Origin of the sequence: Vibrio sp. CAU 1672 (genome assembly GCF_029223195.1) — a bacterium.
GTDB lineage: Bacteria > Pseudomonadota > Gammaproteobacteria > Enterobacterales > Vibrionaceae > Vibrio.
Window position 1 is genome coordinate 19,611 of sequence record NZ_JARHUF010000027.1, and the last position, 15,156, is coordinate 34,766.

At 52.9% G+C, this 15,156-nt stretch carries 13 protein-coding genes; all 13 read left to right on the plus strand.

The genetic code is table 11. From position 1 onward, the window contains the following. Window positions 1–12 precede the first annotated feature (12 nt). Entirely contained in the window at window positions 13–1,650 is a 1,638-nt protein-coding gene (mshL, locus tag P2G85_RS18320; RefSeq protein ID WP_275865511.1) for a pilus (MSHA type) biogenesis protein MshL, read from the plus strand. 43 nt (window positions 1,651–1,693) lie between these two features. After that, window positions 1,694–2,539 (plus strand): AAA family ATPase, encoded by an 846-nt coding sequence (locus tag P2G85_RS18325; protein ID WP_275865512.1) that lies wholly within the window; start codon window positions 1,694–1,696, stop codon window positions 2,537–2,539. Next, window positions 2,536–3,636 (plus strand): tetratricopeptide repeat protein, encoded by a 1,101-nt coding sequence (locus tag P2G85_RS18330; protein ID WP_275865513.1) that lies wholly within the window; start codon window positions 2,536–2,538, stop codon window positions 3,634–3,636. The genes P2G85_RS18325 and P2G85_RS18330 overlap by 4 nt, the downstream gene beginning before the upstream one ends. Continuing rightward, window positions 3,633–5,357, plus strand: coding sequence for a GspE/PulE family protein (locus tag P2G85_RS18335; RefSeq protein WP_275865514.1), 1,725 nt, complete (start codon window positions 3,633–3,635; stop codon window positions 5,355–5,357). The genes P2G85_RS18330 and P2G85_RS18335 overlap by 4 nt, the downstream gene beginning before the upstream one ends. Window positions 5,358–5,365: 8 nt before the next feature. Beyond that, window positions 5,366–6,586 carry a type II secretion system F family protein gene (locus P2G85_RS18340; RefSeq protein WP_275865515.1) on the plus strand — a complete coding sequence of 407 codons (1,221 nt, stop codon included), beginning with the start codon at window positions 5,366–5,368 and terminating at the stop codon, window positions 6,584–6,586. A 3-nt stretch (window positions 6,587–6,589) separates the two neighbouring features. Then, window positions 6,590–7,051, plus strand: a complete 462-nt coding sequence (locus P2G85_RS18345) for an MSHA biogenesis protein MshF (protein ID WP_275865516.1) — start codon at window positions 6,590–6,592, stop codon at window positions 7,049–7,051. A gap of 283 nt (window positions 7,052–7,334) precedes the next feature. Continuing rightward, window positions 7,335–7,829, plus strand: coding sequence for a type II secretion system protein (locus P2G85_RS18350; protein WP_275865517.1), 495 nt, complete (start codon window positions 7,335–7,337; stop codon window positions 7,827–7,829). A 76-nt stretch (window positions 7,830–7,905) separates the two neighbouring features. Further along, complete coding sequence (locus P2G85_RS18355; protein ID WP_275865518.1) at window positions 7,906–8,139, plus strand: MSHA biogenesis protein MshA; 234 nt, start codon at window positions 7,906–7,908, stop codon at window positions 8,137–8,139. Window positions 8,140–8,251: 112 nt separating this feature from the next. After that, window positions 8,252–8,740, plus strand: a complete 489-nt coding sequence (locus P2G85_RS18360; RefSeq protein WP_275865519.1) for a type II secretion system protein — start codon at window positions 8,252–8,254, stop codon at window positions 8,738–8,740. Then, window positions 8,737–9,339, plus strand: a complete 603-nt coding sequence (locus P2G85_RS18365) for a prepilin-type N-terminal cleavage/methylation domain-containing protein (protein ID WP_275865520.1) — start codon at window positions 8,737–8,739, stop codon at window positions 9,337–9,339. The genes P2G85_RS18360 and P2G85_RS18365 overlap by 4 nt, the downstream gene beginning before the upstream one ends. After that, window positions 9,339–10,070, plus strand: a complete 732-nt coding sequence (locus tag P2G85_RS18370) for a prepilin-type N-terminal cleavage/methylation domain-containing protein (protein ID WP_275865521.1) — start codon at window positions 9,339–9,341, stop codon at window positions 10,068–10,070. The genes P2G85_RS18365 and P2G85_RS18370 overlap by 1 nt, the downstream gene beginning before the upstream one ends. Before the next feature lie 70 nt (window positions 10,071–10,140). Continuing rightward, window positions 10,141–10,539 carry an MSHA biogenesis protein MshP gene (locus tag P2G85_RS18375; protein WP_275865539.1) on the plus strand — a complete coding sequence of 133 codons (399 nt, stop codon included), beginning with the start codon at window positions 10,141–10,143 and terminating at the stop codon, window positions 10,537–10,539. 4 nt (window positions 10,540–10,543) lie between these two features. After that, window positions 10,544–15,082: a DUF6701 domain-containing protein gene (locus tag P2G85_RS18380; protein ID WP_275865522.1), complete on the plus strand. Its 4,539-nt coding sequence runs from the start codon at window positions 10,544–10,546 to the stop codon at window positions 15,080–15,082. Window positions 15,083–15,156 lie beyond the last annotated feature (74 nt).

Sequence of the window (15,156 nt, forward strand, 5' to 3'; positions counted from 1 at the left end):
GCCTGATCAGATATGCGCAAATTAGTTGTAGGAATAATGATAACGTCCCTGATGGGATGTGCGATGGGACACCGAGACCCGGTTGAGGTGAAACAAGCGCTGAACGAATCGATTAATGAAGCCAACAGCCGGACCTTGGAAGAGATCCCTTCCTCAGTGGAAGCAGATCTGATGCCGAACCTTGATAATCATGCTGTAGCTGAGCAAGGCATGATCAAGCGCTTTCGTATTCAAGCGAACGCGGTTGAGGCACGCAGTTTTTTTGCGTCACTGGTGAAAGGCACTGAGTTTAGTGTTGCGATCCATCCGGCAGTCAAGGGGCGTATTACCGTCAGCCTGTCTGATGTGACACTGGATGAGGTGTTGGCGGTTGTGCAGGATATGTATGGCTATGACGTGGTTAAATCCGGCAAAGTCATTCAGGTGTACCCGGCGGGTATGCGTACCGTGACTATTCCGGTGGATTACCTGCAGTTTAAGCGCTCGGGGCGTTCATTAACCAGCATTGTGACCGGTTCGGTGACCTCGGCTGGTGCGTCCAATTCTGGGGGCAGTTCCAGCGATTCTGACTCGTCCAGCTCCGACAATAGCGATAGCGGTAGCACGACTGCCTCTACCGGTGGTACCCGGATTGAAACCATCACCGAAAGTGATTTTTGGCCGATGCTGCAGCAATCGGTGGCCAGTTTGATCGGCACCGGTAAAGGGCAAAGTGTGGTGGTGACTCCCCAGGCCAGCGTCATTACAGTGCGGGCATTCCCGGATGAAATTCGTGAGGTACGAGAGTTTCTTGGTGTGTCACAACAGCGCATGCAGCGGCAAGTGATCCTGGAAGCCAAGATCATGGAAGTGACGCTCAGCGATGGCTATCAGCAAGGGATTAACTGGTCAAATTTATCAGCCTCGATAGGCAACTCGGGGAGTATTGTCGTTGATCGTCCGGCTTCTGTACTGCCGCCGCTTGATGCCATCGGTACTTTGCTCGGCGGGCAAACCAATGTCACTATTTCCGACGGTAGTTTCGATGCAGTCCTGAGCTTCATGTCTACCCAGGGAGACCTGAATGTGTTGTCCAGCCCGCGGCTCACCGCAGCCAACAATCAGAAGTCGGTGATCAAAGTGGGTACCGATGAGTACTTTGTTACCGAGCTGTCAAGCAACGCCGGTAATGGTGAAAACTCCAATGCGGTGCCTGAAGTCGAATTGACGCCGTTTTTCTCCGGGATATCGCTGGATGTCACGCCGCAAATTGATGACAGCGGCAATGTGTTTTTACATGTCCACCCGGCGGTCATTGAGGTGCAGGAAGAGGTGAAAAAGCTCAACCTGGGCGGTGACTTCCAAAACGTACAACTGCCACTGGCAAAAAGCTCGATCCGTGAGTCAGACTCAGTGATCCGCGCCCGGGACGGTGACGTGGTGGTCATCGGTGGCCTGATGAAGCAACACAATTTGGAGCAGGTTTCTAAAGTTCCGTTTCTTGGTGACGTTCCCGCTTTGGGGCACCTGTTCCGCAATACGTCGAATGTAACCCGGAAAACCGAACTGGTGATCCTGCTTAAACCTACGGTTGTGGGGGTGAACTCATGGCAAAAGGAACTGGAGCGTTCACGTGATCTGTTGCAGGAATGGTTTCCTGATGCACAGTAATTCATGCTGCAGTGACGAGTAACCGGGATACATTGAGCTGAGTATGTATTTGTCGCATTTTGGTTTCCAGATTCAGCCATTTGCTTTAACGCCAAACACCGAGATGTTTTTGGGACTTGCGCCCCATTATGAAGCTATCCATACCATTATGGCGGCGATTCAGATGGGGGAAGGGGTGATTAAGGTGACCGGCGAGGTTGGTACCGGCAAGACCATGCTGTGCCGCAAGCTTATTGAGCAAATTGAACCGCAGGTGGCGCTGGTTTACCTGCCCAATCCGGTGCTAAGCGGGGCTCAGGTGCAGCTTGCGGTGGCCAGGGAACTGGGGATTGAATCGGACGATCCGCTGCTTGTGGTTGAGCAAATACAGGCCCAACTGGTAGCAAACCGCCAGACGGGTAAACAAACCGTATTGATCGTTGATGAAGCGCAGGCGTTATCACAAGAGGCATTAGAGACTCTGCGCCTGCTGGGCAATCTTGAAACCGCTCATGCCAAACTGATCCAACTGGTGCTGTTTGGCCAGCCGGAACTGGATGAAAGGCTCTGTTCACATCAACTCAGGCAGTTTCGCCAACGGATCACCTTCAGTTGCCAGTTGCGCCCGTTAACTCTGGCAGAAGGCGTGGCGTATATTAATAACCGGCTGGAGAAAGCCGGAGATGCGGGCGGCGTGTTCAGTATGGCGCAGAAAAAAGCCATCTGGCGCGCTGCGAGCGGCATTCCGCGACTGATCAATCAGATATGCCATAAAGCCCTGCTGGCGGCGTTTAATCAACGCAGCACTAACATGAAGAATCATTATGTTTATATGGCCATCCACGACACGTTCGATGCCTGTAAACCCAAGTTTAAAACCCCCACTTTTTGGGGATGGAGTCTGCCTTGAGTGCGATTAACAAAGCATTGACAGAGCTAGCCGAGCAACAATCTTCTTCTCCGCTGGAAAAAGTGGATGTGACCGCGATAGCATCGCCCAAGCCTTGGTTGTGGCTGGTTGCGGGATTCTCTTTAAGTTTAGCCGTCGGTGGCTGGGCGGTGTCTCAGGCACCGGAAGCGCACCAGGGACATCCGCTGGCCGAGGTTGTCACAACCGGCTCCAGCCAGGCTTCGCTGGCTGAACCATCAGTGGTCTCACCGACCAGTAAAGTCACGCCTGAGCTAACCCGGGTGGTGCAAACCAGGCGAATCGAAGCCCCGTTCAAGGATACCGCGCGATCTGTTTCTGCAACTCATTCGCAGCCGGCTCCTGATTTGCCTGGCGCGGATATCACCCGGCAGGAGCCGCTGCTGCTGGTTCAGGCTACTTCTGTCCAACCCGCCCCTGCTATGTCTTTAGAACCTGCCGCCGCCGAAGAGGTGCAGGCCGTGCCGGTGATGAGTATTGAACAGGTTGAACTGACGCCGCAACAGTTGGCGCAGGCGGCGTTGGGCCGGGCAGAGAAGGCGATGGATGCCAACGACATGCAGAGTGCGCTGAGTGCCTTTTATGAGGTGCTGCGCTATGAACCAGGCCATGTTGTGGCGCGGCAAAAACTGGCGGCGTTGTATTTTGGCAAAGGGGATACGCGCAAAGCTTATGAGCTGCTTCAGGCCGGGATTAAATCGGATCCTGACAACCAGACCCTGCGCCTGGCGCTGGCTCAGATGCTGGTCAAGGCCGGCCAGCCTCAGGCGGCACTGAGTCCCCTGGTATATTTGCCGGCTAATCCGGAGCGGGATTACATCGCCATGCGGGCCGCGTTGGCGCAGAAGCAAAAACACAACGACATCGCACTGGAAAGTTACCAGCTATTAACCGAGCAAGAGCCGGAAAATGCCCGCTGGTGGCTAGGTCTGGCCATTCAGCAGGAGCGGGCTCTGGCGTTTGAGGATGCGATCCAGGCGTATCAGAATGCTTTGGGTAAAATCGGCATCTCGAACCAGTCGCAGGCCTTTATCCGTGACCGTCTGGCGTTACTCGAGCAGTTGGAGAAAGCACAATGAAAATACAACTGAGAAAGCGGCTGGGTGATCTGCTGGTTGAAGAGGGAATTGTTACCGAGTCTCAGGTTCAGCAGGCTCTGGCCGCGCAGAGTTCAACCGGGCAAAAGCTCGGCCGTGTGCTGATTGAGCTGGGGTTTCTCTCCGAGAAGCAGATGCTCGATTTCTTATCCCAGCAACTCGGGCTGCCGTTGATTGATCTGAGCCGGGCTCCGGTGGATGCTGATGCCGTGGCCATTTTACCTGAAGTTCATGCACGACGCCTGCGGGCGCTGGTGGTGGCCAAACAGGGGGATACGCTGCGCGTGGCGATGAGCGATCCTGCTGACCTGTTTACCCAGGAATCGCTGATGGATTTGCTCGGCCAATACCAGCTGGAGTTCATTATTGCTTCAGAGCGGCAACTGGTGAAAAGTTTTGACCGCTACTACCGGCGGACGAAAGAGATTGCCTCCTTCGCCGAGCAGTTGCATGCCGAGCGCCAGAGTGATGAGCAGTTTGATTACGGCATTGATGAGGCCGACAGTGAAGAAGTCACCGTGGTCAAGCTGGTTAACTCGATGTTTGAGGATGCGGTGCAGATCGGCGCGTCAGACATTCATATTGAGCCGGACGAAAAAGTACTGCGCCTGCGCCAGCGGGTCGATGGCGTGCTGCATGAAACCTTGCTTAACGAGGTCAACATCGCTTCAGCACTGGTACTGCGCCTTAAGTTAATGGCACATCTCGATATTTCAGAGAAGCGTTTGCCCCAGGATGGCCGCTTTAATGTTAAAGTCCGTGGTCAGTCGATTGATATCCGGATGTCGACTCTGCCGACCCAGCACGGCGAATCGGTGGTGATGCGTTTGCTCAACCAGTCGGCCGGGTTACGTAAACTGGAAGAATCAGGCTTGCCGCCAGAGCTGCTTAAGCGTTTGCGCCGCCAGTTGGCTCGTCCGCACGGCATGATCCTGGTAACCGGCCCGACCGGATCAGGTAAAACCACCACGCTTTATGGCGCCCTGAGTGAACTCAACGATCCGGAGAAAAAGATCATCACCGCGGAAGATCCGGTCGAGTACCGACTGCCGCGTATCACCCAGGTGCAGATCAACAATAAGATTGATCTGACTTTCTCACGTGTACTGCGCACCTTCCTGCGTCAGGATCCGGATATTATATTAGTCGGCGAGATGCGCGATCAGGAAACGGTTGAAATCGGCTTACGTGCGGCTCTGACCGGCCACCTGGTGCTCAGTACCCTGCACACCAACGATGCTATCGAGAGTGCGCTGCGGATGATCGACATGGGGGCGCCGGGGTACCTGGTGGCCAGTGCGGTGCGCGCCGTGGTGGCACAACGTCTGGTGCGCCGGATCTGCCCGGAGTGCAAAACCAGCGACACATTAGAACCCTCGCGCCAGCAGTGGCTGGCCGAGCGCTTTCCCAATCAGGTGGATGCCACCTTCCATAAAGGGGCAGGCTGTCAGAGCTGTAACTTGACCGGTTACCGTGGCCGGATTGGCGTATTTGAGATGCTGGAGCCGGATCACGAGATGATGGATATGCTGCGTGCCAATGATGCGGTGGGCTTTGCCCAGGTGGCGCGCCGCTCGGACAATTATAAGCCATTGCTGGCCTCGGCCATGGAGCTGGCATTGCAGGGTATCGTGAGTTTAGATGAAGTGATGGCTCTCGGTGAAGGTGATGCATCGGGTAAGACTGACCCGATTTTGTTGTAGGTAACTAGATGCCAACATTTCATTATCAAGGCCGTACGCTGGATGGCTCCTCCATCAGTGGCAAAATCGATGCCGTTAACCCGGAAGCGGCGGCTGAAGCCCTGATGAATAAAGGGGTGATCCCGCTTAATGTGCGCTTGCAAAAAGAGTCGCTTAACAGCCAGTTCAGCCTGGCTAAGCTGTTGGTACCGGCCATTCCGCTGGAAGTGATCATTCTGTTTTGCCGCCAGTTGTTCAGCCTGACCAAGGCGGGGGTGCCGTTACTGCGTTCCATGCGCGGACTACTGCAAAACTGTGAAAATAAGCAGCTCAAGGAAGCGCTGGAAGAGGTGGTTTCTGAGCTGAGTAATGGCCGGGCGCTCTCTTCTGCGATGCAGCCGCACCGCAAAGTGTTCAGCCCGTTGTTTGTTTCAATGATCAATGTCGGTGAAAATACCGGTCGTCTCGATCAGGCGTTGATCCAGCTGGCTGGCTATTATGAGCAGGAGCTGGAAACCCGTAAACGGATCAAGGCGGCGATGCGCTATCCGACCTTTGTGATCAGCTTTATTACCATCGCGATGTTCATTCTCAATATCTGGGTGATCCCTGAGTTTGCCTCGATGTTTACCCGGTTTGGGGTCGAGCTGCCGCTGCCCACCCGGGTGTTGATTGCCACGTCGAACTTTTTTGTCAATTACTGGGGGCTGGTGATCATCGCGATGATCGCCGCCTTACTGGTGTTTAAAGCCTGGGTTGCCACCGCCGACGGGCGGGAAAAATATGACCAGTTGCGTCTCAGGCTGCCGATAGTCGGTGATATTGTTACCCGGGCCCAGTTGTCACGCTTTTCGCGTACCTTTGCTTTGATGCTCAAATCCGGTGTGCCGCTCAACCAGTCGCTGGCCCTGGCGGCTGAGGCGCTGGGCAACCGGTTTTTGGAAAACCGTATTCTGGAAATGAAGGCTGCGATCGAAGCCGGCAGTACCATTTCGGTCACCGCGATCAACAGTAAAATCTTTACCCCGCTGGTGATCCAGATGATCGCCGTCGGCGAAGAAACCGGTCGAATTGATGAATTATTGCTCGAAGTCGCAGATTTTTATGATCGGGAAGTAGATTATGATCTCAAGTCGTTAACCGCGAGAATCGAACCGTTACTTTTGGTTATTGTCGCCGGTATGGTGATGGTGCTGGCACTCGGGATCTTCCTGCCAATGTGGGGCATGCTGGACATCATTAAAGGCTAATTTGTGATCGAGAACCACCGCCAGGCGCAGTGGATTGTCGCGCTGCTGGTTGCCGGCATTATTGCCGCTGGCCTGCTGGTCAGCCTGGGACCGGTCAGCCGCGAGGCACGGCAGACCGGGGCGCTGTTGGCCAAAGCCGCGATGCGCGATAGCGTCAACCGCTACCAGCAGATGTGGCTGACAAGCGGCGAGCCGCAACTGATGCGGGTCGGGCAGGCTGAACTGAGCATGAATGATAATGGTTTAGTCCTGCCGGTGAACCCGCACCGGCAGTTTGATTGCCGTTACTGGCTGGCGGTGCATTATCCACAACGTAAGATAATGGCCTCTGAGTTAAAAAAAGTGCATGGCGAGCGTAAAAATGATGGTTACCGCTGCTATTACCGCTATCAAAGTGGCCAGAAGGTGGTGGTTTCTTTCTCTGCTAATGCGCTGAAAATTGATGTCGAAATACCGACAGAGTAAAAAAATTGACACCTTGATGCTGTAAATACCAGCAGAACCCGGTATAATCCCAGCATTACCATAGTTACAAAATATACTAAGAATGCGCATGTTCTTGCCCGCTGATTTTTGCAATGCTTGTTGCTGGTTAAAAAGCCGGTTTTGCTCAGGCGGCAAGTGCGTACACTCGTTAAAGATGATGATGCCTGGTGGGTGTGCCATGCCGTATTGACAATTCAACATGGTCACGTGACCTTAACTTTGCAGTCACACTGCATGCTTACTTATATAGAGAGAGACAACGATGAAAAGACAAGGTGGTTTTACCCTTATCGAGCTGGTAGTGGTAATTGTAATTTTAGGTATTCTGGCGGTGACGGCGGCACCACGTTTCCTCAACCTACAGGATGATGCGCGTAACTCAACGCTGGAAGGTCTTAAAGGTGCAGTTCAAGGTGCCGTTGGTATTGTTTACGGCAAAGCTGCTATCGATGGTATCGAAGGTGCTACCACGCAAACTAAGCTTACGTTGAGTGATGGTACAGAAGTCGAGACAATTTACGGTTATCCCCTTGCTACTACAGAGCAAATTGCGAAGATTGTCGACGGGCTTAGCACTGGTACTGATGATGACTTCCAGCAGTTGAAAACTGACGGTAAATTAGATGACAACACCCAGTGGGTTACATTTGGTTTCGCCAAATACACTAAGCAGTGTGTGAAATACACCATGGCAAAAGATGCAAATACTCCTGCTAAGGTCGAAATTGCTAAAGGTGATGCTTCTTGTAAAGCTTAAATAATGCTGATAAGAGTAAAAGGCCAGTCTGGCTGGCCTTTTACTTAACTTAATAGTGAGCCTTGGAATGGGACGGATGCGCCAGTCTTCAGGATTAAGCACCACTGAATTTATCGTGCTGCTGACTTTTTTCGCCGTGGCCGGCTATGTGCTATTGCCAAGGTTTATCAGTATTGAGCCGGAGATGGTCGAGGCGACCTGGCAAGAGACCAAACATAAAGCTGAGCAGGTGACGGAAACACTGAGCAACAAAGCCACCTATGACCGCATCGAGCAGGAGCTGGGACGGGGCGAAGATACCCGGCAATAGCTGGTTAAATGTTCACCATCTCACAGTTCGGCGTGAAAAAACATAAACCTATCAATACTCAATATATTTCAGCGTATACTGGACTTGCTCGCTCCAAGCCTAAGGTTGGGTTATGACCACTCGCAGCTCTGCATTAGGATTTACCTTAATTGAACTAATCACCGTGATCATCCTGCTCTCGGTGCTGTCACTTTACGCTGCCAGCCGCTATATCGGTACCGGCAGCTTTTCTGCTTACGCCCTGCAAGAGCAAGCCATCGCGGTGATCCGCCAGATCCAGGTGAACCGGATGCAGTCGAATGTGTCGACGCTTAACGATAATTTCCGTCTGCAAGTTACCACTAACTGCCTTGGCTCAGTCCAGGCCTGTTCGCTGAGCGGCAGCGCGCGCGATGCCCGCAGTGATATTGTCACCGATCCCAAGGCTACTTTTACCCTGCAGGGCGCTGTCACCAGTCCGGTTAATTTTGATCTGCGTGGCAACCCACTGGCATCTGCCAGCGCGGGAGTATCCGTACTGATCCAGGATAAATCTGGCCAGAGCCAGTGTGTGGTGGAAATCAACACCCAAGGGTATGTCTCTAAGGGGGCCTGCTCATGAGCAAACAGGCAGGCATGACCCTGATTGAAATGATCCTGGCCATCGTCCTGATGGGGATTGCCATGGTCGGTTTCAGTGCGTTTCTGGTGCCGCAGATCAGTAACTCGGCCGTGCCGCATTACCAGACCCGTGCGGCGGCGCTGGGCCAGAGCTTTATGTCGCAGATCCTGGCGCGTGGCTTTGATCACTGGAGCAATTTTGATGGCGGTATGATCCGCTGCGGTGAACCGGATCCTGACGCCCATCCGGATAACCCGGAGAATAACTGTTCGGCCACATTGGGCGTAGAGACAATCTATGAGGAAGTGAGTAACGATCCCAGTACGTTTAACGATGTGGATGACTTTATCGGCTGCTGGAGTACCCCGACAACTGCTGCCCAGTGCCCGGAGGGCACTCATCGTGGCAACATCACCGACGTACTCGGCACGGCCAGCGTCGGCGACTACCAGAATTTTCGTCTGGAAGTTGCGGTGGCCTATGATGACTTGGCCGGCGGAACGCCAACTGCGCCGACCGCTTATAAAAAAGTTACCGTGCGAATTTTTGCCGCGAGCACCCAGCCGCTGACCCTGAGCGCGATTAAGGGGAACTACTGATGAAAGTACGTGGTTTTACCCTGATGGAGATGGTTGTCACCCTGGTGATCGGCAGTTTTATTATGCTCGGCATTGCCGGGTATGTGCAGCTGGGGATGAAGGGCTACAAAGATACTATCGAGCGCCAGCGCATTCAGACCCAGGCGCAGTTTGTGTTAGAAAAAATGGCACGTGAGATCCGCCATGCGGTGCCAAACAGTTTTCACCAGCCGGCGGGAACCACCGGGTGCCTGGAGTTTGTGCCGATTGAATACTCCGGGTTTTACATTCTAACTGGTAATGATATTGAGTTTTTAATCGGTAACAATTCAGTCCCGGCGCCGCTTCCGGCGCAGCGCTGGATGGTGATTAATCCAACCCGCTATGAAGATCTGTTTCCTGCGGCTGGGGAAACCTCCGCGCAGCGTTTTGATGTCGGTAATTTAGCAAAAACCGGCGACAGCTATCTGGTTAGCGGAGGAGCGACGGCCATCGGTGGTACGTCTAAGTCGGTCTCGAACCGCCATTACATTTATGCCGAGGGCTCAGCGGTGCGTTACTGTTTTGCCGGCAGTCAGGTGACGCGCAATGGCATTACTGTGGCGGAAGACATCGATAGTACTAAAAGTGCTATGCATTACCTTGAGCCCACTTTGCAGCGTGGCGGCTTAGTGTATCTCAAGCTGGAATTTTTACAGAACGGGGAGCGTAGTGTTTACCAACAAGACGTGCAGGTGCTCAATGTTCCTTAGTAAAACCAATGGCCTTAATAAGCCTGGCAATCAAGTTAAAAGCAATCAACGGCAAACCGGTAACGTGCTGATGGTGGTGTTGTTTGTGATTGTGGTGATGGGCTTTCTTGCCTCGTCATTAATGCGGGTCAGCTGGTCTAACCAAAGTACTTTGTCCCGTGAATTTCTCGGCACTAAAGCGTGGTTTATGGCCCAGTCCGCCAATGAGTGGGCACTGACCAAGATGTATCCGTTAAACGCCAGCACGACGGATATCGCGACCGTGTGCAGCGGGGAGGTCAGCGGTGCCGTCCCGCCGGTAACAGCGGGAAGCGGGTGTCAGGTTAGCGCGATGACATGTATAAATATCGGTACCTTCAATGCGGGTACCCCTGATGCTGAATCTCTGTTTAAGGTGCAGGCCACGGCAACTTGTGGTTCCGGGGTGACACAGGTACAGCGCCAGCAAGAGGTTTGGGTAAAGGATTAGAATGATGAATAGATGGCTCAAAATAGCGACCATCCTGTTGATGGTAAATGTAACCAATATCGCTTATGCAAAAAAACCAGGTCTTGAAACTGGTACGTCATGCCAAATATTTGGTAACACTAATTTTTCAGCTACCTTCACTGTAACGGGAGACCGCACAGCCTATCAAGCGGTGTATTTTAGGCATAACGGTAGTCATGCTGATGAAGTAGCGTGGTATACGCAGGGGGTAAAAGCTGACTCTTCGAGCGAGCGCTACCACTTTAACGAGCAGTCTTTGCAGAAGGGCGTAGAATATGAAATTGAGATCTTTCATGATGCTGCGGCGAACAACCTGTCCAAGTACTATCGGCGTATTAAGGGGCAGTCGGACTGGCAGTTAATGGGCTCGATGAACAAGGACATGAAAAACGGTAAGCTGATGGTGCACACTACTGGCCCCGCGATCTCGAACATCAGTTGTAACTCAAATGCTCCCGAGCCGGAGATCAAGCCGGAAATTAACTCGTGGGCGGTGCCGGATAACGTGTGTCAGCTTTTCCCTGAACCTGTCCAGGGCTGGCAGCAGGAAGAAAGTAAGCTGATTGTGACTAATTCAACTGTCAGGGCGTTGGGCTGGTCTGATGAATATCTGGCGGACAGCCGCAACTACTACACCTACCAACAGGACTGGGACAGCGGCAGCCAGTGGCGCAACCTGCGTGTCGGCTTTGATAAGGGTGAGCAGGCCTGGAAGCTTTATCAAAACGAATACTCGTCCGTATGTGATGGTCGGTTGGGCTGTTTCCCGGGTGATGGCCTGAGCGGAAAAGGCGATCAGGTTGGTAATGATGGCCTGGTTGAGGTGCGGAAAGCGCCAAAACCAGCAGCTTTGAATACGATCTTTAACGCCACTAAACAACAGGTTATTCGTACGAATCCAACTGCAAAAAAATACTATGGCGAGGTTTGTGGTAATGAGTCAGATGTTTGTAGTTACCAAGAGTTCGGCGATCGCGTTGTCATCAGCTTGAAGCGCGATCTTAAACGACTAAAGATTATTGAAAGTGCAAACAGTCAAAAGGTTGAGCTGAAGATCGCTGGTGAACGCAAAATAGAAGAGTTGATTTACGAGTCTAAGTCCAATCTCTCACTATATTTGGCCGATAACACCAACCTGACAGTGAAAACTTTCAAAAATATAGGTGCCAAGCCGAAGCTGATTTTTGGTAGCAATGTTACCTGGAATGTGGTGGGCACGAATCAGACGCCAGGCTCATACTTTGGCAATGAGGCGGACTTTAAACTTGAGGATGCCTATTTTGATTACCGTACCACGCAAAGTGATTTGGTACTGCCGGTGATCTATGGGCCACAGGCGAGTGTGCATTTCAAAACCGCCGCGTCACAACAGTTCAAAGGCTTTATTCTTGCCAAGAGCCTGGTGCTGGATACCAGCGAGCAAATTAATGGTGCGGTCACCAGCCGCTGGTTAGATATGCGAGGTTCGACCCAAGTTGCCAAACCGGACTATCCGCAGCCGTGCTGGACGCCGCCGCAGCCTAAGCAATGTAAGCCATTACCACCCGAAAACTTCGATAACGGCAGCCTGGCCAACTGGTCAGTGATGGGCTTTGAAAGCAGTACCCATCCACAGGCGAACAATGGGCGTTTCAGGCTGAATGAAAGTAAGCGTGCTCAGGCTACCGCATCGGCCTACAATTATGTGTTCCCGTCGGCACAAAACTATTTGCAGGTTGAGTTTGACCATTACGCCTATGGTGGTGATGGTGCCGATGGTATTGCCCTGGTGCTGTCGGATGCCAACGTGCCGCCGAAAACCGGCGCGTTTGGCGGCCCGCTGGGGTATGGGATGAAACTGAAGAAAAATCACAGCGAAGAAATCAGTAAAGACATTGAGGGCTTTGCCGGTGGCTGGCTGGGGGTTGGCCTTGATGAATACGGTAACTATTACCGTACCGGTGGAGAGGTGGTGATTCAAAACTCACCGTTGAAGCCGAACCTGATAGGTATTCGCGGTCCCGGCTCCACGGACTCCAATGGTCAGTGGCTCAGGGGCTATGAATTTGTTAATGGCTATGGACTTAATAAAGATGAGCAACCAGCCGAAGATATTGATGGTCGCAGCAGTGGCCTACATCGTTACAGAATAATTCTCAACTCACGTGATGCTGGTAAATATTATCTCTCGGTGGAAAGAAAAATCGGTGCAGGAGAATGGAACACACTAATCAAGAAGTTTGATGTACTCCAGCAAGGTAGCTTCAATACGGTGCCAGAGAACTTCCGTCTTTCTGTCACCGCATCAACCGGTTGGTCAACTAACACCCACGAAATTGACAACTTCCAGGTTTGTGCTGATGAGGCGATACCTCTGACAGAAGGGATCCACCACTTTGAGTTTGATTACTCGGGTTCCGGCAGTACCTGCCAGGCCTCAGAAGTGGAGCTGCGCGCGTGTATGAATCAGGATTGTAGCAAACGCTACCCGCGTGATGCCTATAATGACGGTACGTTGAAACCGCTCAGTGTGACGCTGACGCCATCGGCGGGGAACAGCATTGCTAACTGGGTTGGTGGTACACAAGTCACGCTTGAAAACCAGAAGGAGTTAGCACTGCAGGCTTCTGAGTCTGGCACTGTTACCATGGGGGTCGCCAGCAGCTCGGTACCGCAGTTTGGCTTCGAAGGCGCACGCTGCCGAATTAATAATGGCCCGCTCTCGGCAGAGAACTGTGATGTGACTTTCGTTAAGAATGTTTTGGCGGTCAACGTCGCCGATGTGGTGGCGAACCGCCAGAGCCAGGGTGAGGATCACTTGTCGTTCTGTTCTGCGCAGGCAGATGCGGATGGTGAGTCGCGCAACGTTAATATGTCGATGGCGTATGAAGTCGCACCGGTTGATAACACCCAGCCGGTGTCGATCTGGTATAAGAGAAAGGTCGGCACTAATCCGGTTGAGTGGACCAGCAAGCCAACCTCACTGAAGACCACAAGTAGCGTGTTGAATAATGTGTACTTTGACTCGCAGGGCAAGGCGTACTTTAAAATTAAGTACCCGGAAGCCGGTAAAGTGAAGCTCAATGCAAGTGTGATTGGGGTGGGTGATTCTGCCGGTTTTGCCAGCTTTGTCAGCTTCCCTGAGTATCTGAAGCTTACGGCAACCAAAGCGAAGAAAGATGGTAGGTGTGCCAAGGTTGATGCTGGTTGTACTAACAGTTTTGTTGCCGCCGGTGAGGTGTTTGACCTGACCGTGACCGCCTATCAGGCGGCGGATGGAAATACAGAAAAGGTAGCGAAAAACTACCAGGAGCCGGCTATCACCATCGCCAACAGCGTCAAATACCCGGCTAAGGGGGCTTCAGCCACGCTGTTGAACACCTCATTGCCAGAGGGGGCAAAATGGGCCAATGGTAAGGTGATGCTACCGCAGTCGGTCTCGGAAGTCGGTGCCTTTGAGCTTAGCGTGGCCGCGCCGCAGGCGAGCGGTGAAAACGGCAAACCGCTGGCCACCTCAAGCTATTTAGGCAGTAGCGCGTTCAAGATTCAGGATGCGGTCGCGACAATCGGCCGTTTCTATCCGGCTTACTTTAGCGTCACAGAAACCAACTGGGACTATCCGGATAACCAGGGTGAGTCAGCCTACATGGGGCAGGCATTTGACTCAGTAAGTTTTGCCGTGACCGCTTATAACGCCAGTGGCGGCGCGACAAATAACTATGGTTTGTTTGCCAGTGGATTAAAAGCGGATTTCTACCTGTCCGGTGAGCATTCGGATCGCCTCAACATCTCGAATGCCGATCTTGATGATAAAAACTGGAGCGGCGCGGTGTGGCGCAAGCAGTGGGATAATTCGGTGCAATGGAGCAAACCGATCTCGCCCGACGGCCCGTTTAACTCGCAAGTGGTCGCGGACAAATCGACCAGCACCTCGATCGGCCTGTCCTTGAGCAGCTCCGGTGGTAAAACCAGTAGCTATGCTGACCCGAGCTTATTCAGGTTCAAGACTACCGTTGACGGCAAAGAACAACTGACCAACAGTGTGGCACAGGCATTGCTGGCACAACCGGATGTGCGTTTTGGCCGGGTCAACCTGGATGATGTCGGCGGACAGCAAGGTACCACCCTGCATGTGCCGCTGCGGGTTGAATACTGGCGAGACGGCAGGTTTGTCGTTAATGGTAATGATAACCGCACCACGGTCGCCGGGGTGAAAGAGAAGCAGCAACACATCTGGCCGACCGGCAAAGATGCCGCACCGGTCAGTGTTGAGCTGAAAGACGGGGGCAAGGTTGCTTCAGGCCAGTCCCGTACGCTCAGTGCCAGCCAGAAAGCGGATCCTCTCCCGGAAGCGTTTCCTCGCCAGCAAACCCGAGTATGGCTGGAACTGGAGGGTGGGGCCAACAACGTACCGTGGTTGAAGTACGACTGGGATAACGATGACAGTGAAGAGAATCCGTCAGCGGTGGTGACCTTTGGTGTTCACCGCGGCAATGACCGGGTGCTTTACCGCGGAGAGCCGGGGCTGGCCAGTGGAAACTAAGCGCTGGTTTAGCGGCTTAAGTAAGGAAACTGCAAGAAATTGAGGCTTTCCGCCCATGTTTGTGTAGCAATGCC

Bases quoted from the DNA above. Each gene is read 5' to 3' on its own strand.
- P2G85_RS18360 (WP_275865519.1), top strand. From the start codon at position 8,252: ATGACCACTCGCAGCTCTGCATTAGGATTTACCTTAATTGAACTAATC.
- P2G85_RS18325 (WP_275865512.1), top strand. From the start codon at position 1,694: ATGTATTTGTCGCATTTTGGTTTCCAGATTCAGCCATTTGCTTTAACG.
- P2G85_RS18355 (WP_275865518.1), top strand. From the start codon at position 7,906: ATGCGCCAGTCTTCAGGATTAAGCACCACTGAATTTATCGTGCTGCTG.
- P2G85_RS18340 (WP_275865515.1), top strand. From the start codon at position 5,366: ATGCCAACATTTCATTATCAAGGCCGTACGCTGGATGGCTCCTCCATC.
- P2G85_RS18375 (WP_275865539.1), top strand. From the start codon at position 10,141: ATGGTGGTGTTGTTTGTGATTGTGGTGATGGGCTTTCTTGCCTCGTCA.
- P2G85_RS18365 (WP_275865520.1), top strand. From the start codon at position 8,737: ATGAGCAAACAGGCAGGCATGACCCTGATTGAAATGATCCTGGCCATC.
- P2G85_RS18380 (WP_275865522.1), top strand. From the start codon at position 10,544: ATGAATAGATGGCTCAAAATAGCGACCATCCTGTTGATGGTAAATGTA.
- P2G85_RS18335 (WP_275865514.1), top strand. From the start codon at position 3,633: ATGAAAATACAACTGAGAAAGCGGCTGGGTGATCTGCTGGTTGAAGAG.
- P2G85_RS18370 (WP_275865521.1), top strand. From the start codon at position 9,339: ATGAAAGTACGTGGTTTTACCCTGATGGAGATGGTTGTCACCCTGGTG.
- mshL (WP_275865511.1), top strand. From the start codon at position 13: ATGCGCAAATTAGTTGTAGGAATAATGATAACGTCCCTGATGGGATGT.
- P2G85_RS18350 (WP_275865517.1), top strand. From the start codon at position 7,335: ATGAAAAGACAAGGTGGTTTTACCCTTATCGAGCTGGTAGTGGTAATT.